The organism is Streptomyces sp. RFCAC02 (assembly GCF_004193175.1).
Lineage (GTDB): Bacteria > Actinomycetota > Actinomycetes > Streptomycetales > Streptomycetaceae > Streptomyces.
Genome location: NZ_SAUH01000001.1, coordinates 847,501 through 873,019, shown reverse-complemented (window position 1 = coordinate 873,019; position 25,519 = coordinate 847,501). Strand labels below are relative to the sequence as shown.

25 protein-coding genes (1 of these 25 cut by a window edge) are annotated in these 25,519 nt (G+C 74.9%); 16 read left to right on the top strand and 9 right to left on the bottom strand.

Translation table 11 applies throughout. The features are described 5' to 3' along the window. Window positions 1–25 precede the first annotated feature (25 nt). From EMA09_RS03865 to EMA09_RS03850, 4 genes are all read right to left on the bottom strand, one after another. On the bottom strand, window positions 26–487 hold the full coding sequence (locus EMA09_RS03865; RefSeq protein WP_129838898.1) for a hypothetical protein: 462 nt from the start codon (window positions 485–487) through the stop codon (window positions 26–28). A gap of 41 nt (window positions 488–528) precedes the next feature. Continuing rightward, window positions 529–1,524: a UDP-glucose 4-epimerase GalE gene (gene galE, locus EMA09_RS03860; RefSeq protein ID WP_129838896.1), complete on the bottom strand. Its 996-nt coding sequence runs from the start codon at window positions 1,522–1,524 to the stop codon at window positions 529–531. Between the two features lie 58 nt (window positions 1,525–1,582). Then, complete coding sequence (locus EMA09_RS03855; RefSeq protein ID WP_129838894.1) at window positions 1,583–2,251, bottom strand: Sua5/YciO/YrdC/YwlC family protein; 669 nt, start codon at window positions 2,249–2,251, stop codon at window positions 1,583–1,585. A 117-nt stretch (window positions 2,252–2,368) separates the two neighbouring features. Further along, the gene (locus EMA09_RS03850) at window positions 2,369–2,782 is read right to left on the bottom strand and encodes a hypothetical protein (protein ID WP_129838892.1); all 414 of its coding nucleotides are present in this window, start codon (window positions 2,780–2,782) and stop codon (window positions 2,369–2,371) included. Between the two features lie 322 nt (window positions 2,783–3,104). Between EMA09_RS03850 and EMA09_RS03845 the strand changes: the two genes are divergently transcribed. Next, window positions 3,105–4,814: a protein kinase gene (locus EMA09_RS03845; RefSeq protein ID WP_129838890.1), complete on the top strand. Its 1,710-nt coding sequence runs from the start codon at window positions 3,105–3,107 to the stop codon at window positions 4,812–4,814. Between the two features lie 39 nt (window positions 4,815–4,853). Further along, window positions 4,854–8,684, top strand: a complete 3,831-nt coding sequence (locus EMA09_RS03840; protein ID WP_129838888.1) for a CHAT domain-containing protein — start codon at window positions 4,854–4,856, stop codon at window positions 8,682–8,684. A 10-nt stretch (window positions 8,685–8,694) separates the two neighbouring features. Here EMA09_RS03840 and EMA09_RS03835 read toward each other — a convergent pair whose 3' ends face one another. After that, window positions 8,695–9,384, bottom strand: coding sequence for an FCD domain-containing protein (locus tag EMA09_RS03835; RefSeq protein WP_129838886.1), 690 nt, complete (start codon window positions 9,382–9,384; stop codon window positions 8,695–8,697). Window positions 9,385–9,448: 64 nt separating this feature from the next. Between EMA09_RS03835 and EMA09_RS03830 the strand changes: the two genes are divergently transcribed. The 5 genes from EMA09_RS03830 (at window position 9,449) to EMA09_RS03815 (ending at window position 13,050) form a co-directional block, all read left to right on the top strand. Further along, window positions 9,449–10,720 (top strand): MFS transporter, encoded by a 1,272-nt coding sequence (locus tag EMA09_RS03830; protein WP_129838884.1) that lies wholly within the window; start codon window positions 9,449–9,451, stop codon window positions 10,718–10,720. Between the two features lie 17 nt (window positions 10,721–10,737). After that, a complete protein-coding gene (locus EMA09_RS29245; protein ID WP_276324154.1) occupies window positions 10,738–10,854 on the top strand; it encodes an SGM_5486 family transporter-associated protein in 117 nt (38 codons plus the stop codon). 320 nt (window positions 10,855–11,174) lie between these two features. Continuing rightward, the gene (locus EMA09_RS03825; RefSeq protein WP_129838882.1) at window positions 11,175–12,137 is read left to right on the top strand and encodes an EamA family transporter; all 963 of its coding nucleotides are present in this window, start codon (window positions 11,175–11,177) and stop codon (window positions 12,135–12,137) included. Window positions 12,138–12,246: 109 nt separating this feature from the next. After that, entirely contained in the window at window positions 12,247–12,459 is a 213-nt protein-coding gene (locus EMA09_RS03820) for a hypothetical protein (RefSeq protein ID WP_129838880.1), read from the top strand. Between the two features lie 72 nt (window positions 12,460–12,531). Beyond that, a complete protein-coding gene (locus tag EMA09_RS03815; protein ID WP_129838878.1) occupies window positions 12,532–13,050 on the top strand; it encodes a histidine phosphatase family protein in 519 nt (172 codons plus the stop codon). A gap of 82 nt (window positions 13,051–13,132) precedes the next feature. Here the strand turns inward: EMA09_RS03815 and serB are convergent, their stop codons facing one another. Next, window positions 13,133–14,395: a phosphoserine phosphatase SerB gene (serB, locus tag EMA09_RS03810; protein WP_129838876.1), complete on the bottom strand. Its 1,263-nt coding sequence runs from the start codon at window positions 14,393–14,395 to the stop codon at window positions 13,133–13,135. A gap of 228 nt (window positions 14,396–14,623) precedes the next feature. Between serB and EMA09_RS03805 the strand changes: the two genes are divergently transcribed. The 5 genes from EMA09_RS03805 (at window position 14,624) to EMA09_RS03785 (ending at window position 20,027) form a co-directional block, all read left to right on the top strand. After that, the gene (locus EMA09_RS03805) at window positions 14,624–17,143 is read left to right on the top strand and encodes an FHA domain-containing protein (RefSeq protein ID WP_129838874.1); all 2,520 of its coding nucleotides are present in this window, start codon (window positions 14,624–14,626) and stop codon (window positions 17,141–17,143) included. A 184-nt stretch (window positions 17,144–17,327) separates the two neighbouring features. Then, window positions 17,328–18,512, top strand: coding sequence for a GAF domain-containing sensor histidine kinase (locus tag EMA09_RS03800; protein ID WP_129838872.1), 1,185 nt, complete (start codon window positions 17,328–17,330; stop codon window positions 18,510–18,512). Then, the gene (locus EMA09_RS03795; protein WP_240796218.1) at window positions 18,505–19,194 is read left to right on the top strand and encodes a response regulator transcription factor; all 690 of its coding nucleotides are present in this window, start codon (window positions 18,505–18,507) and stop codon (window positions 19,192–19,194) included. Before EMA09_RS03800 ends, EMA09_RS03795 begins: the two co-directional genes overlap by 8 nt. 199 nt (window positions 19,195–19,393) lie before the next feature. After that, window positions 19,394–19,633: a chaplin gene (locus tag EMA09_RS03790; protein ID WP_129838870.1), complete on the top strand. Its 240-nt coding sequence runs from the start codon at window positions 19,394–19,396 to the stop codon at window positions 19,631–19,633. 154 nt (window positions 19,634–19,787) lie between these two features. Continuing rightward, a complete protein-coding gene (locus EMA09_RS03785) occupies window positions 19,788–20,027 on the top strand; it encodes a chaplin (RefSeq protein WP_129838868.1) in 240 nt (79 codons plus the stop codon). Between the two features lie 111 nt (window positions 20,028–20,138). Here the strand turns inward: EMA09_RS03785 and EMA09_RS03780 are convergent, their stop codons facing one another. Beyond that, window positions 20,139–20,936 (bottom strand): hypothetical protein, encoded by a 798-nt coding sequence (locus EMA09_RS03780; protein WP_129838866.1) that lies wholly within the window; start codon window positions 20,934–20,936, stop codon window positions 20,139–20,141. A 108-nt stretch (window positions 20,937–21,044) separates the two neighbouring features. Here EMA09_RS03780 and EMA09_RS03775 point away from each other — a divergent pair, with 108 nt between their 5' ends. The 3 genes from EMA09_RS03775 to EMA09_RS03765 all read left to right on the top strand — a co-directional run bounded on the left by EMA09_RS03775 (window position 21,045) and on the right by EMA09_RS03765 (window position 23,358). Continuing rightward, window positions 21,045–21,836, top strand: a complete 792-nt coding sequence (locus EMA09_RS03775; RefSeq protein ID WP_129838864.1) for an ABC transporter ATP-binding protein — start codon at window positions 21,045–21,047, stop codon at window positions 21,834–21,836. A 75-nt stretch (window positions 21,837–21,911) separates the two neighbouring features. After that, window positions 21,912–22,343: an NfeD family protein gene (locus tag EMA09_RS03770; RefSeq protein WP_240796620.1), complete on the top strand. Its 432-nt coding sequence runs from the start codon at window positions 21,912–21,914 to the stop codon at window positions 22,341–22,343. A gap of 58 nt (window positions 22,344–22,401) precedes the next feature. Continuing rightward, the gene (locus tag EMA09_RS03765; RefSeq protein ID WP_129838860.1) at window positions 22,402–23,358 is read left to right on the top strand and encodes an SPFH domain-containing protein; all 957 of its coding nucleotides are present in this window, start codon (window positions 22,402–22,404) and stop codon (window positions 23,356–23,358) included. A 66-nt stretch (window positions 23,359–23,424) separates the two neighbouring features. Here EMA09_RS03765 and EMA09_RS03760 read toward each other — a convergent pair whose 3' ends face one another. Continuing rightward, window positions 23,425–23,952: an HNH endonuclease gene (locus EMA09_RS03760; protein WP_129838859.1), complete on the bottom strand. Its 528-nt coding sequence runs from the start codon at window positions 23,950–23,952 to the stop codon at window positions 23,425–23,427. A gap of 180 nt (window positions 23,953–24,132) precedes the next feature. Beyond that, complete coding sequence (locus EMA09_RS03755) at window positions 24,133–24,672, bottom strand: YbhB/YbcL family Raf kinase inhibitor-like protein (RefSeq protein ID WP_129838857.1); 540 nt, start codon at window positions 24,670–24,672, stop codon at window positions 24,133–24,135. Window positions 24,673–24,987: 315 nt separating this feature from the next. Here EMA09_RS03755 and EMA09_RS03750 point away from each other — a divergent pair, with 315 nt between their 5' ends. Continuing rightward, window positions 24,988–25,519: the 5' portion of a DNA-3-methyladenine glycosylase gene (locus tag EMA09_RS03750; RefSeq protein ID WP_129838855.1), read on the top strand. 170 nt of this gene lie beyond the right edge of the window; the window shows 532 of its 702 coding nt (coding positions 1–532); the start codon lies at window positions 24,988–24,990; its stop codon lies off the right edge, out of view.

The window sequence follows — 25,519 nt, the reverse complement described above, 5'->3', positions numbered from 1 at the left end:
GCGTTCGCGGGGGGACGGGCGCGCGTCAGCCGCCCGGCGCGGAGGCATGGGCGGCGAAGCCCAGGTAGTCGTACTCCTCGGCGAGGACGGCGACCAGCACCGTCCCGTCCGCCGACACGGCGAAGAGGTCCTCGCCCAGCGCCGCGCGGACGGCGGTCGCCCAGCCGCTTCCCGGCAGGACGCACTCCAGCCAGGGGAAGAACCGCATGCCGGTCCCGATCAGGACGTGGTCGCCGAGGCCCCGGTCGCGGGCGAACGACTCGATCCAGTCCGCGAGGCGCTCCGGCCCGGCGTCCTCCCCGATCGTCGCGACCGGGACCGAGTCGGTCCGGATGAACCCGGCGATCGCGGTGGCGACCCAGGCGGGGAGGTCCGTCTCCTGCCGGTAGCCGCCGCACCGGATGCCGGGCAGCCGGTCCGGCAGGGCCGCGGCAGTCTCGCGTTCCCTGGCCTCCTGGAGCATGCGGCGCAGCCGCTCACTGGCCATTCCCCCGACGCACCCCCCTGTTCGTCCGGACGCCGGGCCGGTCAGCCGTCCAGGCGTTCGGCGCGGAGGGCGGCCCACTCCAGGGAGTGGCGGATGCCCTCGGCGACGGTGAACCGCGCCTCCCAGCCGAGCAGGTCGCGGGCGCGGTCGGTCCGCGTGTAGGCGCCGACGACATCGCCCGGGCGGCGTCCGGACTCGATCACCTCGATCGGCTTGTCGGCCACGCTGTTAAAGGCATTGGCCAGTTCGCGCACGGTCGTGCCCGTTCCGGTGCCGATGTTGATCGCGGTGGAGCCGTGGCGGCCGGGCAGGACCCGGTCGAACGCCTGGAGCGCCGCGACGTGCGCGCCCGCCAGGTCCCACACGTGCACGTAGTCGCGGATGCCGGAGCCGTCCCGCGTGGGGTAGTCGGTGCCGGTGATCTCGAACGGGACGCCGTCCTCGTACGCCTGGATCATCTTCCCGAGCGCGTGGCTCGGCCGCCGGGCCTGGAGGCCGGTGCGCATCTTCGGGTCGGCGCCGATGGGGTTGAAGTAGCGCAGCGACAGCACGCGGATCGGCTGCGTGGCGGCGATGTCCGCGAACATGCCCTCGCACATCACCTTCGTGCGGGCGTACGGGCTCTGCGGGGCGAACGGGGACTCCTCGTCCACGGTCAGGTCGTCGCCCGGCTCGTAGATCGAGGCCGACGAGCTGAAGACGAGCCGTTCGCAGCCGTTGCGCAGGAGGTGCGCCACGAAGTCGAGGCTCTTGCTCACGTTGGCCCGGTAGTAGCCCACCGGGTCGGCCACCGAATCGGGCACGACGATGAGGGCCGCGGCGTGGATGACGGCGTCGATGTCCGGGTGCTCGGCGAACACGCGGTCGATCAGGTCGCCGTCCGCGATGTCGCCCGCGTAGAACGCGCGCCCCTCGGCGAACTCGGCCCGGCCGGCCACCCCGCTGTCGAGCAGCACCGGGGTGATCCCCGCGTCCAGACAGGCGGAGGCGACCGTGCTCCCGATGTAGCCGGTACCGCCGCTGATGAGGACCTTCACGCGAGACCCCTTCCCCGGACTCAGTGAATCCGACAGAAACGAACAGTCCCCGGCGAGCCTACCGACGGCCGTCGGCGGCGAGGCGGCGGAGGTAGGCGTCCGGGTCCGGGTACGGGCGGTCCTGGGCGCCGCGGCGGTGCAGGGTGAGCCGGCCGCCGGGGTCCAGGCGCACGGTCGTCGTCGCGCTCCTGGGGCCGGGCGCCGGCGTGCGCGGGGGCGCGAGGACGGGCACGGCCGCCGGGAACATGGCCCGTGCCTCCGCCGCGGTGGCGGCGGGCGGGTGCCCGGTGCGGTTGGCGCTGCTCACGTACAGCACGGGGTGCGCGTCCAGGACCGGCCGCAGCGGCTCCCAGCGGGCGCCGAACAGGAGCGTCCAGCCGTCCCGCGCGGCGGGCGCGAGCCAGGGCGGCGTCATCGCCCCCGGCCGCAGGGGCAGGAGGACGGTCAGGTGCTCGTCGGCCAGCAGCCGCCCGGCGAACGCGCGGTCGGCGGGGGAGAGGTCCCACACGGGGGCGAGCGTGCGCAGGGTGTCGGGGCGGTGTGCCCACAGGGCGACGGGCTGCCCGGCGGGCCTGCCCTTGGCCTCGTTGACGGCCGGCGCGTGCGCGGCGGCGACGACATGGGTGAGCGGCGCGGGATTGGGCAGCACGACGGCACCGCCCCCGCCCAGGGCACGCAGTACCTCCGCCGGACCGGCGGTGCCACGGGGCGGCGGGGCGTCGTTCACGGGAGACTCCTGGTGGTATGGCGCGGGGTACGGGCCTGCCGGGGGTGGCAGCCGCCCCCGGGTACCCGCTGACGCGGCGCGGCGGGCCGCGGGCCGCGCCGCGTCACGCGAGCGGTGTCAGGAGACGGCCCTGGCGTGGGCGCAGTCCGCGAGGTTGTCGCCCCAGTAGTTGCAGACGTCGATGAACACCACGTGCTCCTCGACGAAGTAGTTGGTGGCCCAGGAACGGCACTGGCCGTCGTGCGACGGGTCCTTGAAGGTGTAGGTCTTGTAGTCGCCGCCCGGTGTCACCGCCCCGACGTACGCGACGATGCCGCGGCCGTCGGTCAGGTTGTCGCACACGGTGATCTTCTCGTACCCGGCGTAGCCGTTCAGGTCGGCGTCGAAGAAGACCGCGCCGCTGCGGTTCAGCGTGTAGACCCAGCCGGCGTTCTGCGACGCACTGGCCTGGGTCGCGGTGGCGAAGACGACCGCGGCCAGCATGGCCGTCAGCAGACCGAGCCGCCGTATGCCTCGCGTGATGTGGCGCATGGGGGAACCTTCCCGTTCGAGGGTGTGGTCACGTCGGGGTGACCGGCAGGCATCCTAGCCCTCCCGCGCTGCCGTACCGCGCGCCAAATAACAAGTGAAAACGCTCAGTTGGCAAACGCCGCACACGAAAGGACCGCCGCCCCGGGGACAGGTGGACGCGCTCCGCCGCGGCCTCCCGATCCCGCGGCACCTCGGCGTACGCTCGTCGTCCTTCTCCGGTCTCCGGCCCCCGGCGAGGAACCGGTGACCCGGCCCGGAGCGTCGCAGACCGTGCCGGGGCGTCCGGCGGTGGGACAGGGACGAAGGACGAGGAGGCCCGGGCGTGCAGCCGTTACGGGACCACGATCCCGACCGGATCGCCGACTACCGGCTCATCGGCCGGCTGGGCGAGGGCGGCATGGGGGTGGTCTACCTGGCCCGCTCCTCCCGGGGCCGGACCGTGGCGGTGAAGACCATCCGCGCCGAACTCGCGGCGTCCCCCGAGTTCCGCCGCCGGTCCGCCCGGGAGACCGCCGCCGCCCGGCGGGTCGGCGGCGACAGGGCGGCGCCCGTACTCGCCGCGGACCCGGACGCGCCGCTGCCCTGGGTGGCCACGGCCTACGTCGCCGGGCCGACGCTGCACGAGGTGGTTGCGGCGCGGTACGGACCGCTGCCCGAGTACTCGGTGCGCGCCCTGGCGGCCGGGCTGTGCCGAGCACTGGACGACATCCACGCCGCCGGACTCGTCCACCGCGACCTCAAGCCGTCGAACGTCCTGATCACCATCGACGGGCCCACGGTGATCGACTTCGGCATCGCCCGCGCGCTGGACGACTCCCTCACCGGTGGTCTCACCACGACCGGGGCGGTGATCGGTTCGCCCGGTTTCATGTCACCGGAGCAGGTCAGGGGCGAGACGCTCACGGTGGCCAGTGACGTCTTCGCGCTGGGCGCGGTCCTCGCCTTCGCCGCCTGCGGGCGGTTGCCGTTCGGCGCGCCCGACGGGGCACCGCATGCCCTCATGTACCGCGTGGTGCACGAGTCCCCGGACCTCGCCGGGGTGCCGGAGCCACTGCGCGGGCTGGTCGGGCACTGCCTGGCCAAGGACCCGGCGGACCGGCCGGCCCTCGCCGAACTGAGGGACCGGGAGGAACTGCGCGGCGGGACGACCGGCCCGTGGCTGCCGCCCGAACTGCTGGCGGGGCTCGGCAGGGACGCCGTACGGCTCCTCCAGCACGAAGACCCCCGCGGCCCCGCCCCGCACGTCTCCACCGAGGCCCGTGCGATCGCCGCCGCCCCCACCGCGCCGGCCACCGCGCCCTCCGCGGCGCCGGCGCCCGACCGCCGCGACGGACGGCCGGCCGGCGAACGCGCCCGTACGCGCGGGCGCGCGGCCGAGGTCTCCGTCATCCTGCTGCTCGCCCTGTTCGCCGCGGTCTCCCTGGTCACGGCGGTCCACCAGATCTCCGTCGCGATCGGCATGGGGGAGATGTACAGCCGCTACGACGACTACACCGCCGACAAGCAGGCATGGGTGGACGTCTTCTCCGTCCTGATGCCCGCGCAGATCGCCGTCGGTGCGGCGCTCGTCGTGTGCTGGCTGATCTGGTTCGCCCGGCTGCGCGCCGTCGCCGGGGCCATCGCTCCGGGGCGACTGCGTCACCGTCCGTCCCTGGCGGTGGCCGGCTGGCTCGTCCCGGGCGTCAACCTCTTCGTCCCGAAACGGATCGCCGACGACATCTGGCGGGCCTCCACCCCGTCCGGTCGGCGGCCCGCCGGCGCGAGGCCGCCGCGGGCGTGGTGGATCGCCTGGCTGGCGACCTTCCTGACCTGGCCGGGTTTCTGGTTCCCCTGGACCCTGGGGCTGCGCGAGGACTGGGTCGGTCTCGATCCGGCCGCCGGCTCCGGCGAGCACCTCGGCCTGCAGTACTCGTTCACACCGTCGGCGTGGATCGCCCTCGTTCTGCACCTGACGGCGGTCCCGGCCGCGATCGTCACGGCCTCCCACGTGCACCGGCTGTCGGCCGCGCAGGCGGCCCCGCGCGGGCACTGACCGGACGGGACAGCGCGCGGGGGGAGGCGGGGCGGGCCGATGACGGACACGGAGCGGGACCGGTGTGTCGCGTTCGTCCTCGACCGGGTCGAGCGGTTCGCCGCGGAGGGGGACGCGGCGGTCCTCACCGACCCCGGGGTGAACGGCGCGGTGCAGCGGTTGGCCGGACTGGCCGACCTCACCACCGACATGACGGCCCGCCACGCGCTGGGCTGGTTCTTCGTCTGCCGCTCCGCCGCCGCCGTCCCGCCGCGCGCCGAGGTCGACGGCGCGTGCGCCGGAATGCTGCTGCACCCGGTGTGGGTGGCCGACCCGGGCGCCGTCCCCGAGGAACTGGCCGACGGGTACGCGGCCGCCCCGGGGCCGCGCCCGGACCCGGCGGGTGCCGACGGTCCGGGCGAGTGGTCGGCCCTGTGCGCCGCCGGCGTCCTGGCCGCGGACGAGCGGCCGGACGGCACCGGCCCGCCGCGCTCGCCCGCGACCCCGCCGGGCATCGTGGACCTCGCCGGCTTCCTCCGCGCCACCGGCCGCACGCCCGCGGACCACCTCGTCTCCGCCCTCGCCGCCGGTGAACTCGCCCTCCTCGCCACACCGGCGGACAGCCCCCACCACGCCACCTGCCTGGCCGACCTGGCGGTGGCCCTCGACGCCTGCGGGGAGCACTGGGGCGACCCGGCGGCCCGGGAAGCCGCCGTTCTCCTCGCCCGCCGGGCCGCCGACCTCGACCCCGACGCCGTCGTCGGCCTCCACAACCTCGGCGTGCGCCACCGCGCGCGTCACGAGGAGACCCACGACCCCCATGCCCTCGACCTGGCGATCGGGCTGGCCCGCGAGGTCATCGCCCGCGCGGACGAACGCCACCCCGGACACGGCGGCTTCCTGGCCGCCCTCGCCGACGCGCTCCGGCTCCGTATCCGCCGCGAGGGCGGCGCCCCGGGCGACCACGACGAGGTCGTGGACCTCTACCGCCGCGCCGCGCCCCGCGACCCGAACGGCCCGGGACCCGCCGGGCACAACCTCGGCAGCGCCCTGCTGCACCGGCACACCCGCACCGGCGACCCCGCCGACCTCGCCGAGGCCGTCACCGTCCTCGAACAGGCCCTGGACGCCACCGCGACCACCGCGCCACGGGACCGTTCGGTACGGGCCTCCCTCCTCAGCACCCTCGGCGTCACGCTGCGCACCCGCTACGGCCGTTCCGGTGACCCCGGAGACCTCGACGCGGCCGTCGCCCGGTCGCGCGAGGCCCTCGCCGCCCTTCCCGGTGAACCGACCGTGCGCACCGTGAGCTGCCTCGTCCACCCGGCGCTCACCCTCCGTGCCCGCGCCGACCGGGACGGCGGCACGGCCGACCTGGACGAGGCCGTCGGCCTGCTGCGCCGCGCCACGGCCGTTCTCGGCCCGGGGCACCCCGAGCGCCCGGTCGTCCTGGACAACCTGGGCATGACCCTCTCGACCCGCCACCGGCGCACCGGCGACACCGACGACCTGGCCGGGGCGATCGAAGCGCTGCGGGAGGCCGTCGCCGCCACCGCGCCGGGCCACCCCGAGCTGGCCACGCGCCTCATCAACCTGGGCGGCGCCCTCATGGACCGCCACCAGCTCACCGGCGACACGGCCGACCTCCGCGAGGCGCACGCCTGCCGCCGGCGGGCCACCGAGGTGCCGGGCCATGACGCGGCGGGCCGCGCCGTCACGTTCGGCGCGGCCGGGCTGGCGGCCCTGCACCTCGCGGAACGCACGGGCGACCCCCGGCTCGCCGACGAGGCGGTGGACGCCCTCGACCGCGCCCTCGCCCTGACGCCCGCCGACGACCCGCTGCTGCCCCAGCGCCGCATCAACCTCGCCATCGCGCTGCGCGCCCGCTCCACCGTGCCGGGGCACCGACGCGACATCCGCCGCGCCCGTGCCCTCGCCGAGGCTGCGCTCGACGCCCTGCCGCCCGGCTCCCCCCGCAGGCCGTCCTGCGCGGTCCTCGTCGCGGAGATCCGCCTCGCCGGTCTCGGGCCGTGGCTCTGGCCGCCCGCCCTGGAGGCGGCCATCGCGCTCCAGCGCGAGGCCGTGATGGCGACCCCGGCGGACGACCCGGCACGCGCCCGCCGGCTCGCCACGCTCGGCGACTACCAGGAGACGGCCCACTCCTACCTCACCGCCCTGGCGGACGCCGCGGCGACCGCCGGACCGAACCGCCTCGTACGGGCGGTGGGACGCGTCGCACGCCGCGCCGTGGGGCTGCTGCCGAACGAGGCGGCCGTCACCTACCGCTCCGCCGCGCTCGCCGAGCACGGAACACCGGCCGACCGGCTCGCGGCGGCGTGGAGATGGGGTCTCGTCCGGGCGGAGAGCGGCACATGGGGCGAGGCCGTCGAAGCGTTCACCGTGGCCGTGGACCAGTTGCCCGCCCTGTCGCCGCGCCGCCTCGCCCGCGACGACCAGGAACACCTCCTCGGCGGCATGGTCGGCCTCGGCGCGCAGGCGGCCGCCTGCGCGGTGCGCCTGGGTGACCCCGCCCGCGCCGTCCGGCTCCTCGAACAGGCCAGGGGCGTCCTGCTCGCCCAGACCTTCGAGGCGGACAGCGATCTGACGAGCCTCCGCGCCCGCGACCCGGCCCTCGCCGACCGCTTCACCGCCCTGCGGGACACCCTCGACGGCCTCACGGACACGGACACCGACGCGCGCCACGACGCGGCCGGCGCCTGGGAGCGGCTCCTCACCGGCATCAGGACGGCCCATCCCGATCTGCGGATGTTCCGGCCGGTGGGGGAGTGGGACGACGCCGAGCTGCGCGCGGTGGCGTCGGACGGTCCCGTCGTCCTGATCGTCACCTCGGCGTGGGGCAGCTCCGCGCTCGTCGTGACCCCCGGTGGCGTGACGGCCGTTCCGCTGCCCGACCTCACACCTGAGGCCGCGGAACGCCGCACCCGCGACTGCCACGCCGCGCTGGCCCGCCTCGCCCGGCCCCGCCGCGGCCGGGCGGCCACCGTCGTGGCGGCCCGGACCGTGCGGGACACCCTCGCGTGGCTGTGGACCGCGGTCACAGGCCCCGTCCTCGACCACCTCGGCATGGCGCCGGTCGCTCCCGGAGCGCCATGGCCCCGGATCTGGTGGTCACCCGGCAACGCCCTCGCCGCGCTGCCCCTGCACGCCGCGGAGGACGGCACGGTGCCCGGCGCGCTCGACCGGGTGGTCTCCTCCTACACGCCCACCCTGCGCGCCCTGCGCCACGCGCGGGACCGTACGGCCCGCCGCGCCGCACAGCCGGGACCGCGGCCCCGTCTGCTCGTCGTGGCCGTCCCGGACGCCGCGGGGCTCCCCGCACTGCCCGGCGTCGAGGAGGAGGCCGCCTGGCTCAAGGACCTTCTCCCCGCCACCAGCGTCATCACCGGCGCCGCCGCCACGAGCACCGCCGTGGAGGCGGCGCTGCCGGAGCACGCCTACGTCCACTTCGCCTGCCACGCCCACGCCGACCCGTTCCGTCCGGGCGCCGGGCGGCTCGTCCTCACCGACCACGCGACACGCCCCCTCACCGTCCACGCGGTGTCACGGCTCCGTCTGCCGTCCGCCGCGCTCGCCTACCTGTCGGCCTGCGACACGCACCGCACCAGCGCCGAACTGGCCGACGAGGCGGTCCACATCGCCAGCGCCTTCCAGATGGCGGGCTATCCGCACGTGGTCGGCTCGCTGTGGCAGCTCCCCGACACGACCGGCGCGCGCGTCGCACGGGCCGTCTACGCGGACCTCGCCGCGCCCGACGGCACCCTCGCGACCGCGCGGACGGCCGAGGCGCTGCACACGGCGCTGCGCGCGGTCCGCGCCGGGGCTCCTGCGGCCCAGGCGCTGTGGGCGCCGCTGATCCACGTGGGACCCTGAGCCCCGCGGGTCAGGAGGGCGGGCCGGCCGTCAGCGCCCGGAGGCAGTCCAGAGCGTGCGCCCCCGCCTCCCGCCCGGCCGCCGCGGCGTCGGCGGCGCGGATCGCCGCGACCAGGCCCGCGTGGTCGGCGTACGCGGTCATCCGCAGCTCGGTCCCGACGTTCCGCCGCAGGAACGCCCGCACGACCCCGCCGAGGTCCGCGTACAGGGCGCTCAGCACCTCGTTGCGCGACGCCTTGACGACGGCCATGTGGAACGAGGCGTCCGCTTCGACGAACCGTTCCGCCTCCCCGGCCTCCCACGCCTCCTCGCGGCGCGCGAGCAGTGCCTCCAGGTGCCGTACGTCCGCCTCGTCGCACCGCTGTGCCGCCAGCCGTGCCGCCTGGGCCTCCAGGGCGCTGCGCAGCTCGGCGACGTCGCGCGGCTCGGCGTCCTGGAAGCGCCGCAGCATCACCCCGGCCAGCTCGCTGGTCGCCGTCACGTAGGTGCCCGAGCCCTGGCGGATGTCGAGGAGCCCGTTGTGCGCGAGGGCGCGGATCGCCTCGCGGACGGTGTTGCGGGCGACGCCGAGCCGCTCGACCAGCTCCGGTTCGGTGGGGATGCGGGAGCCCACGGGCCAGGCGCCCGAGGTGATCTGGTGCCGCAGCTCCGCGATGACCTGGTCGGCCAGGGCGGAGCGGCGGGGCGCGGTGAGTGACATTGGCCTCTCCCGAGGAGTCCTGAATCCCGGCACGGGATTCATCCCATGATTCTATGATGTGCTCATGGAGCTGGCGAAGGATGACCGTACCCTGCACGACCGCGCCCCCGGCGGCGCGCCGCCCGCGCGCGCCGCCCGCCTCGGACCCTGGCTGCTCATGGCCGGCCTGGTGATCACGGCGTTCAACCTCAGGCCCGCCATATCCGGCCTCAGCCCCCTGCTGGAGGAGGTGCGCGACGACCTGGGCATGAACGGCGTCGTCGCCGGCCTGCTCACATCCGTGCCGCCGCTGTGCTTCGCCCTGTTCGGGACCACGGCGCCCCGCCTCGCACGCCGCCTCGGCCCGGCCGTCGTGGCGGCCGCCGGACTCGGCGCCATCGCCGCCGGCCTGGTCCTGCGCTCCCTCGCCGGCGGAACCGTGTTCTTCCTGGCCGCGAGCGCCCTCGCCCTCGCCGGGATCGCCGTCAACAACGTGCTCATGCCGGTCCTCGTCAAGCGGTACTTCCCCGACCGCGTGGGCACCGCCACCGGCTTCTACTCCACGGCGTTCGCGCTGGGCACCTCGTCCGCCGCCGCCCTCACCGTCCCCCTCACGCACGCCGCCGGCGAGAGCTGGCGCGTCAGCCTCGCCCTGTGGGCCGTCGTCGCGCTGCCCGGCATCCCGGCCTGGCTGCTCGCCGAACGCCACCGCCGCGCCGCCGCACCGGCCTCCGCCGCCGCGTCCGCCGGCACGGCACCCGCCGCGGCCACCGGCCGGCCGCGCCTGCTGCGGTCCCGCACCGCGTGGGCACTCGCCTGCTTCTTCGGCCTCCAGAGCACCGCCGCCTACGTCACCATGGGCTGGGTGCCGCAGATGTTCCGCGACGCGGGCGTCTCCGCCGGCACGGCGGGCGTCCTCCTCGCCATCATCATGGGCATCGGCGCCCCCCTCGGGTTCGTCATCCCGCGGCTCGCCACCCGCTACCGCCGGCAGGGACCGCTCATCGCCGTCCTCGGCGTGAGCGGCCTCCTCGCCTACGCCGGCCTGTGGCTGGCGCCGGCCGGCGGCGCCTGGCTGTGGGCGGTCCTCCTCGGCATCGCCAACTGCGCCTTCCCCGTCGCCCTCACCATGATCGGCCTGCGCTCCCGCACGAGCGCGGGCGTGGCGCGGCTGTCGGCGTTCGTCCAGAGCTTCGGCTACCTCATCTCCGTCCCCGGACCGCTCCTCGTCGGCACGCTCAACGACGTCACCGGCGGCTGGGAGGTGCCGCTCGCGCTCCTCGCCGTCCTGATGGCCGCGCAGATCGCGGTCGGCTTCGCCGCCGGGCGGGACCGGTGCGTGGACGACGGCCACTGAGTGGGAGACTGGGCGGCATGCCAGCGCTCGACCCCAACCCCACCGGCGGCCAGCGGAAGCTGCTGCTCGTCCTCGGCGCGATGCTCGGGATCACGATCGTCATCGCCGTCATCGCGACCATCGCCTCCCCGTAGCCCGGTCCACGCCGCGCGCCGCAGTACCCGGCCGGGGGCGGACACCGTCTCCGGCCCCCGGGACCGCCCCTCGGCGCGCCCACGGGCCGGCACCGTCGCGATCGGCCTGCCGCGCCCGGCGCCGCCGCGCCGGAGCCCGTTACCCTCGATCCGTGGACTCCTCCTGGCACCGCGTCCTTCCGCCGCCCGCCTGACCGGGCGCGCGCCGACGACCCGCGTCGTCCCCGTCCCCCGGCCGGCCCGTCCGCCGCCCCGGGGGCGCCTCGCCGTGCGCCCGTTCCGCATCCCCGACGGAAGGCGACGAACGGAAGTCCACGACTGTGCGGCACCCCACCACTCCACGCCCCCTCACCGCTCCCCTCGGCGGGGTCCCCATCCTCACGGCCGCCGCGCTGTGGGGCACCACAGGCACCGCCGCCTCCCTCGCCCCCGCCGGCGCGCCTGCCGCCGCCGTCGGATCGGCCGGCCTCGCGCTCGGCGGCCCGCTCCTGCTGCTGACCGCACGGGGCACCCGCACCCTCATCCGCACGTCCACCCGCCGCGAACGGTGGCTCCTCGCCCTGGGCGCACTCGCCGTGGCCGGGTACCCGATCGGCTTCTACCCGGCGGTGGCCCGTACGGGCGTGGCCGTCACCACCGTGATCGCGCTGGGCAGCGCACCGGTCCTCACCGGGCTGCTGGCCTGCCTCACCCGCCGGGCGCGCCCGACCGCCCGCTGGGTCTCGGCCACGCTGCTCGCCGTCATCGGCTGCGCCCTCCTCGTCCTCGGCCCGCGCCTCACCGGCGGGGGCGCGCCCGTCGACGCGGCGGGCGCCGCCCTGGCCGGCCTCGCCGGTCTGTCGTACGCCGGCTACACGCTGATCGGTGCGCGGCTGATCGCGGGCGGGCACCCGTCGGGCGCGGTGCTCGGGACCATGTTCGGGGGAGCGGCGCCGCTCGTGCTGCCCGTGGCGCTGTCCGGCGGCGTCCAGTGGCTCACCGCGCCACGGGGCGCCGCGGTCGCCGCGTACCTGGCGCTGTGCACGACGTTCCTCGCGTACCGGCTCTTCGGCCACGGCCTGCGGCACGCCACCGCGCACGTCGCGACGACCCTGACCCTGGCGGAACCGGCCGTGGCGGCCGTCCTCGGTGTCGCGGTGATGGACGAACGGCTGCCGGCCGTCTCCTGGTGCGGGCTCGCGGCGCTGGCGGGAAGCCTGGTGTTCCTCACCGTCCCGCCGGCCGCGCGCCGCCGCCGGCCGCGCGGACTCCGGCATGGTGGTGCCAGCACCACCACCCCTTAGGGGGTGAGCTTCAGGGTTGACTGGGTGGCTCACCGGATGGGACGCGACCGCCAGGCCCCGTAGGTTGATACGCGTAGTCACCCGCCGACCTCTGGAGGCGACCCGCGTCATGTCCGCCCAGGCACACCGAGCCCGAGGACAGCGCCCCGTACCCGAGATACGTCTGCGGTGGTGGGCGCTCGCCCTCCCGGCGACCGTCTTCGCCGCGTTCCTCGCGCTGCTCCTGTGCGGCAGCGGCGCGCAGGCCGCCCCGACCGCCGACTGGGAGCCCGTCGCCGGCGCGCTGGACCACCTCCGGCAGGCCATCGCGGCGCTCGGCTGACACCCCCTCCGCGTCCGGGCGGATTCCGGCATCCGCCGAGGCCGGAAGCCGTTTCATGGGAAGCTTGCACACATGAGCGCCGAAGTTCCCCGCAGGATCGTCCTTCTCCGCCACGCCAAGGCCGACTGGCCCCAGGTGTCCGACCACGACCGGCCCCTCGCCGACCGCGGCCGCAAGGACGCGCCGGCCGCCGGGCGCTGGCTCGCGGGCGCCGGCGTGCACCCCGGCCTCACCCTCTGCTCGACGGCGGTCCGCGCCCGCGAGACGTGGAAGCTCTGCGCCCCCGAACTGCCCGAGCGCCCCAGGACCAGCTACGACGAGCGGCTCTACGAGGCGTCCGTCGGTGAACTCATCGCCGTCGTCAACGGTGTCGACGACGCCGTCCGCGATCTCATGCTCGTCGGCCACAACCCGGGCATCCACGGCCTGGCCGACGCCCTCGCGGGCGAGGCCGATGGCGACACCCGTGCCCGGATGAACCGCGGCGGTTACCCGACCTGCGGCACGGCCGTCCTCACGTTCACCGGCGGCTGGAAGTCCGTCGAGCACAACGTGGCGCGCCTCGTGGCGTTCTGGACCCCCCAGGCGTGACCCGCGGGGCGCCCGCCGCCCCGCCCCCTCGGCGGACGACCGCTCCCGCACACCGCGGGAGCACGTTCCGCCCCCGGGCGGATCAGGCCGAGCGCAGGCCCGCCGTGACCGGGCCGCCCTGCGCGTCCGCCGCCTCGACTTCCTCCCGGGTGATCCCCAGCAGGTACAGCACGGTGTCGAGGAACGGCACGGACACCGCCGTGTGCGCGGCCTCCCGCACCAGCGGCTTCGCGTTGAACGCGACCCCGAGCCCCGCCGCGTTCAGCATGTCGAGGTCGTTCGCCCCGTCGCCGATCGCGACCGTCCGCGACAGCGGGACGCCCGCCCGCGCCGCGAACTCCCGCAGCAGCCGCGCCTTCCCCGCCCGGTCCACGACGGGCCCGGTGACCCGTCCGGTGAGCTTCCCGTCCTCGATCTCCAGCGTGTTGGCCGCCGCGAAATCGAGCCCGAGCCGCTCCGCCAGCGCGTCCGTGACCTGCGTGAACCCGCCCGACACCACACCCACCTGGCAGCCGAGCCGCTTCAGGGTGCGGATCAGCGTCCGCGCCCCCGGCGTCAGCCGGACCTGGCCGCGCACCTTGTCCACGACCGACGCGTCGAGGCCGGCGAGCAGCGCCACCCGCGCGTGCAGCGACTGCTCGAAGTCCAGCTCGCCGCGCATCGCCGCCGCCGTCACGGCCGCGACCTCCGCCTCGCAGCCCGCGTGCCCCGCGAACAGCTCGATGACCTCGTCCTGGATGAGCGTCGAGTCCACGTCCATGACGACCAGCCGCGGCGCCCGCCGCGCCAGCCCCGACGCCACCACCGCCACGTCGACGGACCGCGCCGCCGCCTCCGTCGCCAGCGCCGTGCGCAGCGCCTCCGTCGCCACCCCCGACACGGCGAACTCGACCGCTGTCACCGGATACTTCGCGAGCCGGAAGATCCGGTCGATGTTGCCGCCCGTGGTGGTGATGCTGGCCGCTATGGCCGCCGTCGTCTCGGCCGTGAGCGGCGCGCCGAGGACGGTGACGTGCGAGCGCCCCACGCCCCGCGACGGGTTGTCGCCGGTGCCGGAGATGATCTCGGCCTGCATCCCGTGCGCCTCGGCCCACCCGTGCACGGTGGCCCGCAGCCCGCCCTCCGTGCCCGTGCCGTGCGCCGGCGCGCTCACCAGCGCGCACAGCACGATCCGGCCCCGGGTGACGACCTGCTCGATGTCGATGACATCGACCGCGAAGGCCGCCAGGGTCTCGAACAGGCCGGCGGTCAGACCGGGCCGGTCCTTGCCGAAGATCTTCACCAGCAGGGTGGGCGTGTCCGCGGCGGGGACGAGGCCCCCGGCGGCCGTGTGTGCGGAAGACATGGTGCTTCCCACGGTAGCGGCTCCGCCCGGACGCGCCGCGCCGGGGCGTGCCCGCGCGCCCGCGCACGGGCGAACGTCACATCCCCGCACACGGTTCGCGACAGCTTCGTCACTTCCGGGGGGCGGCTTCCCGATCATGGTCCGGGCCTGGAATAGTTCCCCCACACGACAACCATTCCTGGACCTCCGGCCGGAGGTTGCCCGGGGGACGACTTTGTGGGGCATGGAGTGCCGGAACTCGTACTCGAACTGAACGGACAAACCTGGCCGTTGGACGTCGCCAGGTCGTACACACTCGGGCGCGACCCGCAAGGGGACCTGGCCCTCCAGGACTCCCGCGTCTCCTGGCGCCACGCGACCCTCCGCTGGGACGGCCGGCAGTGGCTGCTGGAGGACCACGGCAGCACGAACGGCAGCTACGTGAACGGGCAGCGCGTCCAGTACCTGCCGCTGGCCCCCGGCACCGTCGTGCACCTGGGGAACGCCACCGACGGACCGCGCCTCACGTTCTCCGCCGCCGGCACAGCGGGCACACCGCAGCCCCCCGCCCACGGCTCCGTCCCCGCGCAGGGCGCGCCGCAGCAGCCGCAGTACGCGCCCCAGCCGCAGTTCCAGCAGCACGGCCACGCGGCGGGCCCGCCCCCGCAGACACCGCCGCAGATGCCGCCGCACCGGCCGGCCCCCGGCGCCACGCCCAACCCGCACGCCGACGCCCTCGCCGCCGACCGCGGCGCGACGAGCCTGCACCAGCTCGCCGTCGGCCGGGTCACCCGCATAGGCCGCGCCCTGGAGAACGAACTCGTCGTCTCCGACCTCCAGGTGTCCCGCCTCCACGCCGAGTTCCTCGCCCAGCCGGGCAACCGGTTCGAGATCCACGACCTGGGCAGCCACAACGGCACCTTCGTCAACGGCCAGCGCCTGGAGAAGAACGGCCGCCGCGCCATCGGCCCGCAGGACACCATCGGCATCGGCCACTCCACGTTCCGCCTCGTCGGCAACCAGCTCCAGGAGTTCGTCGACACCGGCGAGGTCAGCTTCTCCGCCCGCCACCTCACCGTCCAGGTCAACGACGGCAAGCTCACCATCCTGAACGACGTCTCGTTCGGCGTCCCCGAGAAGTCGCTCGTCGGCGTCATCGGCCCGTCGGGCTCCGGCAAGTCCACGCTCCTGCGCGCCCTCACCGGCTACCGGCCCGCCACGTACGGCGAGGTCCTCTACGACAACCGGAACCTCTACACCCACTTCGCCGAGCTGCGGCACCGCATCGGCCTCGTCCCCCAGGACGACATCCTCCACACCGCGCTGCCCATCCGGCAGGCCCTGCGCCTCGCCGCCCAGCTCCGCTTCCCCGGCGACGTCGGCGAGGCCGAGCGCAACGCCCGCGTCGAGGAGGTCCTCACCGAGCTGAAGCTCAGCCACCACGCGACCAAGCGGATCTCCTCCCTCTCCGGCGGCCAGCGCAAGCGCGTCTCCGTCGCCCTTGAGCTGCTCACCAAGCCGTCCCTGATCTTCCTGGACGAGCCGACCTCCGGCCTCGACCCCGGCATGGACCGCGACGTGATGCAGCTCCTGCGCGGCATGGCCGACGGCGGGCGCACCGTCCTCGTCGTCACCCACTCGGTGGCCGAGCTCGACCTGTGCGACCGCCTCCTCGTCATGGCCCCCGGCGGCGGCGTCGCCTACTTCGGCCCGCCCAAGGAGGCCCTCAACTTCTTCGGCTACGAGACCTGGGCCGACGTCTTCTCCGCCTTCGAGAACTACCGCGACTACGACTGGATGGGCCGCTGGCGCGGCTCGCAGCACTTCCGCATGTACGCGGCCGACGCGGACGCCGCCGCGCCCCAGCCGCCGCAGCAGCATCAGATGTACCCGCCGATGGCCGGCATGGCGCAGCAGAAGGCCCAGACCTGGGGCTCCCAGGTGTGGACCCTCATGCGCCGCTACATGGCCGTCATCATGGCCGACCGGGGCTTCCTCGGCCTCACCCTGGCCCTGCCGGTCGTCCTCGGCCTGGTCAGCGCCGTCATCCCGGCCGACCACGGCCTCGGCTACGGGCCGGTCGACCGCGGCGGCCGCAACGGCAGCGCCAGTACGGTCCTGATGGTCCTCGTCATCGGCATGTGCTTCGCCGGCTCGGCCAACGCCGTCCGCGAACTGATCAAGGAGCGCGTCATCTACGAGCGGGAACGGGCCGTCGGCCTGTCCCGCTCCGCGTACCTCATGTCGAAGGTCTTCGTCCTCGGCATCGTCACGGTCCTGCAGGCCGCCCTCCTCGCCGCGATCGGCTTCGCGCCCCGCGACATGCCGGCGGAGGGCGTCATCCTGACGGACTCGCCCGCCCTGGAGATGACGTTCGTCCTCATGGTCCTCGGCTGCACCTCGATGATGATCGGCCTCGTCATCTCGGCACTCGTGCGCACCTCCGAGATGACGATGCCCCTGCTGGTCATGATCTCCGTCATCCAGCTCGTCTTCACCGGCGCCCTGTTCGACATCCGCGGCACCCTGGGCGTCGAACAGCTCGCCTGGCTCATGCCGTCCCGCTGGGCGTTCGCCGGCACCGGCACCACGGCCGACCTCAACACCCTCGCCGCCTCCGGTGAGGAGCCCGACCCCGACCCGCTGTGGAAGCACGAGGCCGGCTTCTGGCTCCTCGACGTCGCCATGCTCGGCGTCCTCGCCGTCGCGTGCGGCTACCTCGTCATGAAGTTCCTGCGCCGCCACGAGCCCGAGGTCATGCGCGACTGACCCGCGCCCCGACCGCGCCGCGCGCCCCCGGCCCCGCCCTCACGCGGGACCGGGGGCGCGCCGCTTTCCCCGCACCACGCGCACAGGGACCCCCGCGCCCTGCCCCGGACCTACGACCACCGGCCCACGGCCACCCGGCGGCCGTCCGATCCGCCACCGGCCCGCCCGCGCTACCGTTCGACCCATGGCCCCCCGCACCGGACTGGCCGCCGTCAGCGCCGCCCTGCTCGCGATGAACCGCACCCTGGAGGTGCGCGACGTCCTCCAGACCATCGTCAGCAGCGCCCGCGACCTCCTCGGCGCCCGCTACGCCGCCCTCGGCATCCCGGACGGCAACGGCGGCTTCGCCCAGTTCCTCGTGGACGGCGTCAGCGAACGCCAGTGGAAGGCCATCGGCCCCCTGCCCCGCCAGCACGGCATCCTCGCCGCCATGCTCACCACCGCCACCCCCGTCCGGCTGGCCGACGTGCGCCTCGACCCGCGCTTCGAGGGCTGGCCGGCCGCCCACCCCGAGATGTCCGACTTCCTCGGCATGCCCATCACGGCGGACGGCGAGGTCCTGGGCGCCCTCTTCCTCGCCGGCAAGAAGGACCGCCCCACTCCCCGCAGGAACGGCCACCTCCGCGCGCCCGCGACCGCCCCGGGTCCCGAGGGCTGCGCCTTCACCGCCGAGGACGAGGACCTGCTGCGCCTGCTCGCCGAGCACGCCGCCATCGCCCTCACCAACGCCCGCCTGTACGAGCGCAGCCGCGAGCTGACGATCGCCGACGAACGCGCCCGCATCGCCCACGAACTGCACGACGCCGTCGCCCAGAAGCTCTTCTCCCTCCGCCTCACCGCCCAGGCCGCCACGGCCCTGCTGGACCGCGACCCGGCCCGCGCCCGCGCCGAGCTGCGCCAGGTGGCCTCCCTCGCCGCCGAGGCCGCCGACGAACTGCGCGCCGCCGTCGTCGAACTCCGCCCCGCCGCCCTCGACGAGGACGGCCTGCTCGCGACCCTCCGCGCCGAGATCAGCGTCCTGGACCGCGCCCACCCCGCCCGCGTCACCCTCGCCTGCCACGACCCGCGCCCGTTGCCGGCTGCGCAGGAGGAGGCGTTCCTGCGCGTCGCCCAGGAGGCCCTGCACAACGCGCTGCGGCACGCCCGCCCCCGCCATGTCCACGTGACCCTCGGCCGCGCCCGGGGCGTCACACGGCTGCGCGTCACGGACGACGGGGCCGGCTTCGACCCGGCCGCCGTCCGGGCCGCGGGGCGCCACCTCGGACTCGTGTCCATGCGCGACCGCGCCGCCGCCGTGGGCGGCACCCTGACCGTGCAGTCGGCCCCCGGCGAGGGCTGCACCATCGAGATGGAGGTGCCGGGTGCCTGACCCGACCGAGACGACCGGGCCGACCGGGACGACCGAGCCGTCCCCCGCGCCCATCCGGGTGCTCGTGGTGGACGACCACCAGGTCGTGCGGCGCGGCCTGCGGACGTTCCTGGAGATCCAGGACGACATCGAGGTCGTCGGCGAGGCCGCCGACGGGCCGACCGCCGTGGACCGCGCGAAGGAGCTCGGCCCCGACGTGATCCTCATGGACGTGAAGATGCCCGGCGGCGACGGCGTCGAGGCGTTGCGGCGGCTGCGGGAGTGCGGCCACCCCGCCCGCGTCCTCGTCGTCACCAGCTTCACCGAGCAGCGCACGGTCGTCCCCGCCCTGCGCGCCGGGGCCGCCGGCTACGTCCAGAAGGACATCGATCCCGAAGCCCTCGCCGGCGCGATCCGGTCGGTCCACGCGGGCCACGTCCTCCTGGAGCCCGCCATCGCCCAGGCGCTGCTGGCGCAGGACAGCGGCGGCGGCGCCGGCCGAGCCGGGAGCCTCACCGAGCGCGAGACGGAGGTCCTCGCGCTGATCGCGCGCGGCCGCTCCAACCGCGAGATCGCGCGGGCGCTCGTCCTGTCCGAGAAGACCGTGAAGACGCACGTCTCCAACATCCTCATGAAGCTCGATCTCGCCGACCGCACGCAGGCCGCCCTGTGGGCCGTGCGCAACGGGCTCGCCGGCGACTGAACGGCGGCGCGCGGCACGGCCGTTACCCCAGACCCGCGCGTCACGCCAAACCCGGGCGCCCCACCGGCCCAAAATTCATACCGTCGTGTGTATGTCACCCGGGCGGCGCATCCTCCCGCGCCCCACGGCCGTTTTCCAGGGCGAAACCGCGGTGCACCGCCGCGGGACACCTGGCTCGACACACACGAAAGGCCGAACCGTGAACCACCTCAAGAAGGCCGCCGCCGTCACCCTCATGGCGGGCGGCATCGCCGCCGCCGGCGCCGGCGCGGCGTTCGCCGAGTCCACCGCCGCCGGCTCCGCCGTGAACTCCCCCGGCGTCGGCTCGGGCAACTCGGTGCAGGCCCCCGTTCACGTCCCCGTGAACGTCACCGGCGACAGCGTGAACGTCATCGGCGTGCTGAACCCGGTGTTCGGCAACGCCAGCGTCGCCCACTGAGCGCCGTGCCGCTCCTGACGTGACGGCCGCGTGTTGGGCCGATCGTGGGTTACGGGCCCCCTGCCCGTGCCGTGCGATCGGCCCACGCGTTGTGCAGCGCGTGACTCCGAGCCCAGGGAGTCGCGAGCGTCAACGTCCAAGAGGAGCACAGCTCATGAACACTGCCAAGAAGGCCGCTCTGGTGCTGGCCGCCGCCGGTGCCGCCCTCGGCGCGGGTGCCGGGAGCGCCGCCGCCGACGCCGAGACCCAGGCGGTCGCGGCCAAGTCCCCGGGCGTCATCTCCGGCAACAACGTTCAGATCCCGATCGAGATCGCCCCCCAGCTCGTGGGCAACTCGATCAACGTCATCGGGTTCCTGAACCCCGCCTTCGGCAACACCGGCGTCATCGACTGACGCGGCGGGCGCCACGGGACCCGGCCGGGTGACGAGGCCCCCCGACCGTCCCCTTCCCGGTCAGCGCACCGGGAAGGCGGACGGCGGGGGGCCTTCCCGTGCCCGCCGCCGTCACGCCCGCCGGCGCTCCAGCTCCTCCGTGTAGGCGTTGTACGCCGCCACGCGCGCCCGCCGCGCCGCCCGCTCCACCGGCCGCAGCAGCCGGTCCCGCTCCGCGATCTGCCCCGCGCTCACCGCGGCGCCCGGCGCCATGCCGTCCGGCTCCACCGCGATGTCCACCAGCGCGCCGACCCGCTGCGCCAGCTCCAGCACCCGCACCGCACGCGGCGGATAGCCCGGCGCGAGCACCTGACGCCCCCGCTCCATCCGCGCCCGGTACGCGTCGAGTCGCGCCGTTGCCACGGGGCCGGCGCCCGCCACGTCGAGCCGCAGCAGGGCGTCCGTCGTGTCCCGCAGCACCTCGGCCAGCTCGCGCTCCGCCTCACCGAGCGAGGGGACGTCGGCCGGCGGCACCGGCCGTACCGCCATGCACCGCCACACCACCTCGGTCAGCACGTCCCCGGCAGGACCGGCCTCGTTCACCTCGGGGACGAGCCCGAGCGCGGCCCCCGAGGCGACGACCGCCTCCCCGGCCGCGAGCGCCGCCGCGTTGAACTCCGGCGGACCGCTCAGCCCCAGCGGATGCCCGGGCGCCGGCAGCGCGATCCGCAGCCCGTAGACGCCGAGCGCCCGCATCCGGCCCAGCGCCAGCGTCAGCCCGACCTGCCCCGACTCGCCCGGCAGGCCGGACACACGGTGCACCGTGTCGCCGCCCACGGCGCGCGACGCCGCGTCGTCCGGCGGGACAAGACCGGCGAAGAGCGCATTCCCCCAGGCGGCGAGCCGCCCCGCACGTGGTTCGGTGAGCATGCCATCTACCTTAGAGAACGAAGGCCAACAGCCCTCCTGACGACGGAACCCGGGAGGTGGTGGCGTAGGTTTTGTTCGACAGCGACTGCAAGGGGAGAGACCGCGCGCATGAGCGATGTACTGGACCTGCTGGACGTCACCGTGGTCCGCAACGGCCGGCCTCTGGTGGAGAAGGTCTCCTGGTCGGTGGCCGAAGGGGAACGCTGGGTGATCCTCGGCCCGAACGGCGCCGGCAAGACGACCCTCCTCAACGTGGCCTCCAGCTATCTGTTCCCGACCTCGGGCACCGTCCGGATCCTCGGTGAACAGCTCGGCGCCGTCGACGTGTTCGACCTCCGCCCCCGCATCGGCATGGCCAGCAGCGCCCTCGCGGGCAAGCTGTCCCGCCGCGCCACGGTCCTCCAGACCGTTCTCACCGCCGCCTACGGCATGACCGCCACCTGGCAGGAGAGCTACGACGACGTGGACGAGCGCCGCGCCCGCGCGTTCCTCGACCGCCTCGGCATGGGCGACCAGCTCGACCGCACGTTCGGCACCCTTTCGGAGGGCGAGCGCAAGCGCACCCAGATCGCCCGCGCGCTGATGACCGACCCCGAGCTGCTGCTCCTCGACGAGCCCGCCGCCGGCCTCGACCTCGGCGGGCGCGAGGACCTGGTGCGCCGCCTCGGCCGCCTCGCCCGCGACAGCTACGCGCCGGCCATGATCATGGTCACGCACCACGTCGAGGAGATCGCCCCCGGCTTCACGCACGTGCTCCTCGTCCGCCAGGGCAAGGTCCTCACCGCCGGACCGCTGGAGACGACGCTGACCTCGTCCAACCTCTCCCACTGCTTCGGCCTGCCCCTGGTCGTCGAGCGGCAGGGCGACCGCTGGACGGCCCACGGCCTGCCGCTGGGCTGACCGCCCGGCCGGGCCGCCTCCGCGTCCCGGCCGGTCACGGGGCCTGTCGGTGACCCCGTCCTCCGCTCTACGATGCTGCGCGTGGACTTCTGGGTGTGGTGGCTCGTCGCCGCCGGCGGATTCGCGATCGTCCTCGTCCTGACCGCCATGCCGGAGCTGGGCATGCTCGCCGCCGGCGCGGTCGCCGGTGCCCTCACCTCGGCCGTCACCGACAGCCTCGCCGTCCAGGTCGTGGTGTTCGCCGTCGTGTCGACGGCCCTCATCGCCGTCGTCCAGCCCATCGCCCGCCGCGCCCGCCGGGGCGCGCTGCCGGGCCTGCGCACCGGCGTGGACGCCCTGATCGGCCGCTCGGCGGTCGTCCTGGTCCGCGTCACCGGAGACGGGGGCCGCATCCGGCTCGCGGGGGAGGAGTGGTCGGCCCGCGCCCTCGACGAGGACGCCGTCCACGAACCGGGGAGCCAGGTGAGCGTCGTCGAGATCGACGGGGCCACCGCCGTCGTGATGTGATGGTCCGGTCACCACGCTGACAGAGTCCCAACTCATCTAGCGGCAGGGGGAGTACACGATGGGACCCATCATCATCGTGCTGGTGGTCCTGGTGGTGCTGGTCGTCATCGCGCTCGTCCAGACCATCCAGGTGATCCAGCAGGCCAGCGCGGCGATCGTCGAGCGCTTCGGCCGCTACACGCGCACGCTGAACGCCGGACTCAACATCGTCGTCCCGTTCATCGACCGTATCCGCAACCGCATCGACCTCCGCGAACAGGTCGTGCCGTTCCCGCCCCAGCAGGTCATCACCCAGGACAGCCTCGTCGTCAACATCGACACCGTCATCTACTACCAGGTGACGGACGCGCGGGCGGCGACCTACGAGGTGTCCAACTACATCCAGGCCATCGAGCAGCTCACCGTCACGACCCTGCGCAACATCATCGGCGGCATGGACCTGGAGCGCACCCTCACCTCCCGCGAGGAGATCAACGCGGCGCTGCGCGGCGTCCTCGACGAGGCCACCGGCAAGTGGGGCATCCGCGTCAACCGCGTCGAGCTGAAGGCCATCGAGCCGCCGACCTCCATCCAGGACTCGATGGAGAAGCAGATGCGCGCCGACCGCGACAAGCGCGCCGCGATCCTCCAGGCCGAGGGCGTCCGGCAGTCCGAGATCCTGCAGGCCGAGGGTGCCAAGGCGTCGGAGATCCTGCGCGCCGAGGGTGACGCGCGGGCCGCCGCCCTGCGCGCCGAGGGCGAGGCCCAGGCGATCCGCACGGTCTTCGAGGCCATCCACGCCGGGGACCCGGACCAGAAGCTCCTGTCCTACCAGTACGTCCAGATGCTCCCGAAGATCGCCGAGGGCGACTCCAACAAGCTGTGGATCGTGCCCAGCGAGCTGGGCGAGGCGCTCAAGGGGCTCGGCGGCAACATCGGCAGGTTCACCAACCCCGGCGGCCCCGACGCCGGCTCCGGCGGCGGTGCGGGTCCGGTGTTCGACAAGCCGACGCGGGAGCAGCCCCGCATCGAGTGACCCGGGCGTCCCCGACCAGGACCCCGCCCGGGGGCGCGGCGACCGCCGCGCCCCCGGGATCGGCGCTCAGGCCACCGGGACCGGCTCACCCGCCTCCGCCGGCGTGAGCCAGCCGGGCAGTACGTCGGCGTCCCGGGCGCCCAGCGCGAGCAGCAGCGCCGCGGCCGGCGTCGGTTCGAACGGCTGGACGAGCAGCCGCATGCCCGCCTGCGCCGGCGTCCTCGCCGCCTTGCGGTGATTGTCCTCGGCGCACGCGGCGACCGTGTTCAGCCAGGTGTCACCGCCGCCCTGCGCCCTGGGAACCACGTGGTCGATCGTCGTCGCCCGACGCCCGCAGTAGGCGCAGCGGTACCTGTCCCGTACGAGCACCCCCCGTCTCGACCACGGGGCCCGTTGTCGGAACGGCACCTTCACGTACCGCCGGAGTCTGATGATCTGCGGCACCGGCAGGTCGACGGCCGCCGCCCGTATCCGCAGGCCCGGGTGTGCCTGTTCCACCACTACCTTCTGCTGCACGACCAGCACCACCGCACGGTGCAGTGACACCGTGGACAGCGGTTCGTACGTCGCGTTGAGGACCAGCGTCTGCCGCACCCCGCCCACCTCCCGTTCCCTCCCCGCCCCGGCGGCGGGCCGGCTCAACTGTCCTCCCGCCGGGCGTGCCCGAACAATGCATTTAGCAGGTCCGGACCCCCGGACCCGGGGAAGACCTACCCACCCGGAGCCTGGGGCAGAGAGGGGTACGGAAGGTGACGCGCGACCGTTACCCGGATGTCAGCCCGCGGCCGGCACCTCGTACTCGCCGATGAGCTGGGCGCGGCCGATGGTGTGGAACCGCAGGTTGAACCCGACGACGGCAGGTGACGCGTCCTGGTCGGGGCCGAGCCGCTCGGAGTCCACCGCGTAGACGGTGAAGACGTAGCGGTGCGGTCCGTCGCCGGGCGGCGGGGCGGCGCCGCCGAAGTCGCGCGAGCCGTAGTCGTTGCGGGCGTGGACGGCGCCCGGCGGCAGGCCGGACAGGTCGCCGCTGCCCGCGCCGGCGGGCAGCTCGGTCACGGAGGCCGGGATGTCGAAGAGGACCCAGTGCCAGAAGCCGCTGCCGGTCGGGGCGTCCGGGTCGAAGCACGTCACGGCGTAGCTGCGGGTGCCCTCGGGGGCGCCGGACCAGCGCAGGTGCGGCGACAGATCGCCGCCGGACTGCACCTGGTCGTCCTTGAGGGACCCGCCGTCCCGCAGGTCGTCGCTGACGACATCGAACGGGGCGACGGGCGGGTGGAAGTCGTGGGGGAGCGGACGCCGCCGCTGCTCGGCCATGGGGAACCTCCGTATCGGATGAGCGGAAACCGCGGGCGCGGACGCCGGGGCTAGGGTCTGTCCGGCGGATCTCGGCGCGGCTCGCGGCGTCGGATGCGGTGCATCGCAAGGCGCCGGATCGCAGCTCATACCCGTTCGTATTCGCGCGATACGGCAACGCAGCGAGGTGCCGTAGCCGGCGTCGCGAGACAGGCAAGATCCGCCGGACAGGCCCTAGCCTAGGTGCGGGTACCCCGCCGGAACGATCACAGCGGCGGCCCGGCCGTGCCCGAAGCGGCGAACCGCACGTACGGAAGCAGGAGAGTCCGCAGCACCGTGAAGCCCGACGACCGAACCGCCTCGCCGGATCCGGCGCGACCGCTGCCCCGCGCGTTCTTCGACCGGCCGGTCCTGGAGGTCGCGCCCGATCTCCTCGGCCGGGTCCTGGTCCGCCGCACACCGGAGGGCGAGATGCGGGTCCGCCTCACGGAGGTCGAGGCGTACGCGGGCGAGATCGATCCGGGCAGCCACGCCTACCGCGGCAGGACGCGGCGCAACGCGACGATGTACGGCCCGCCCGGTCATGTGTACGTCTACTTCACCTACGGCATGTGGCACTGCATGAACCTGGTCTGCGGACCGGAGGGGCACGCGAGCGGTGTCCTGGTCCGGGCCGGGGAGCTGGTGGCGGGGGCAGACCTGGCCCGCACGCGGCGTCCCGCGGCGCGCGGGGACGCCGAGCTGGCGAAGGGGCCGGCCCGCCTGGCGACGGCCCTCGGGGTCGACCGGGCGCTGGACGGGGCGGACGCGTGCGGGGGTGACCCGGCCTCCCCGTTCCGGGTACTGACCGGCACCCCGGTGCCGTCGT

Excerpts from the sequence above, each read along its gene's own strand:
- EMA09_RS03865 (WP_129838898.1), bottom strand. The coding sequence starts at position 487 with ATGGCCAGTGAGCGGCTGCGCCGCATGCTCCAGGAGGCCAGGGAACGC.
- EMA09_RS03850 (WP_129838892.1), bottom strand. The coding sequence starts at position 2,782 with ATGCGCCACATCACGCGAGGCATACGGCGGCTCGGTCTGCTGACGGCC.
- EMA09_RS03840 (WP_129838888.1), top strand. The coding sequence starts at position 4,854 with ATGACGGACACGGAGCGGGACCGGTGTGTCGCGTTCGTCCTCGACCGG.
- EMA09_RS03835 (WP_129838886.1), bottom strand. The coding sequence starts at position 9,384 with ATGTCACTCACCGCGCCCCGCCGCTCCGCCCTGGCCGACCAGGTCATC.
- EMA09_RS03830 (WP_129838884.1), top strand. The coding sequence starts at position 9,449 with ATGGAGCTGGCGAAGGATGACCGTACCCTGCACGACCGCGCCCCCGGC.
- EMA09_RS29245 (WP_276324154.1), top strand. The coding sequence starts at position 10,738 with ATGCCAGCGCTCGACCCCAACCCCACCGGCGGCCAGCGGAAGCTGCTG.
- EMA09_RS03820 (WP_129838880.1), top strand. The coding sequence starts at position 12,247 with ATGTCCGCCCAGGCACACCGAGCCCGAGGACAGCGCCCCGTACCCGAG.
- EMA09_RS03815 (WP_129838878.1), top strand. The coding sequence starts at position 12,532 with ATGAGCGCCGAAGTTCCCCGCAGGATCGTCCTTCTCCGCCACGCCAAG.
- serB (WP_129838876.1), bottom strand. The coding sequence starts at position 14,395 with ATGTCTTCCGCACACACGGCCGCCGGGGGCCTCGTCCCCGCCGCGGAC.
- EMA09_RS03800 (WP_129838872.1), top strand. The coding sequence starts at position 17,328 with ATGGCCCCCCGCACCGGACTGGCCGCCGTCAGCGCCGCCCTGCTCGCG.
- EMA09_RS03785 (WP_129838868.1), top strand. The coding sequence starts at position 19,788 with ATGAACACTGCCAAGAAGGCCGCTCTGGTGCTGGCCGCCGCCGGTGCC.
- EMA09_RS03780 (WP_129838866.1), bottom strand. The coding sequence starts at position 20,936 with ATGCTCACCGAACCACGTGCGGGGCGGCTCGCCGCCTGGGGGAATGCG.
- EMA09_RS03775 (WP_129838864.1), top strand. The coding sequence starts at position 21,045 with ATGAGCGATGTACTGGACCTGCTGGACGTCACCGTGGTCCGCAACGGC.
- EMA09_RS03765 (WP_129838860.1), top strand. The coding sequence starts at position 22,402 with ATGGGACCCATCATCATCGTGCTGGTGGTCCTGGTGGTGCTGGTCGTC.
- EMA09_RS03755 (WP_129838857.1), bottom strand. The coding sequence starts at position 24,672 with ATGGCCGAGCAGCGGCGGCGTCCGCTCCCCCACGACTTCCACCCGCCC.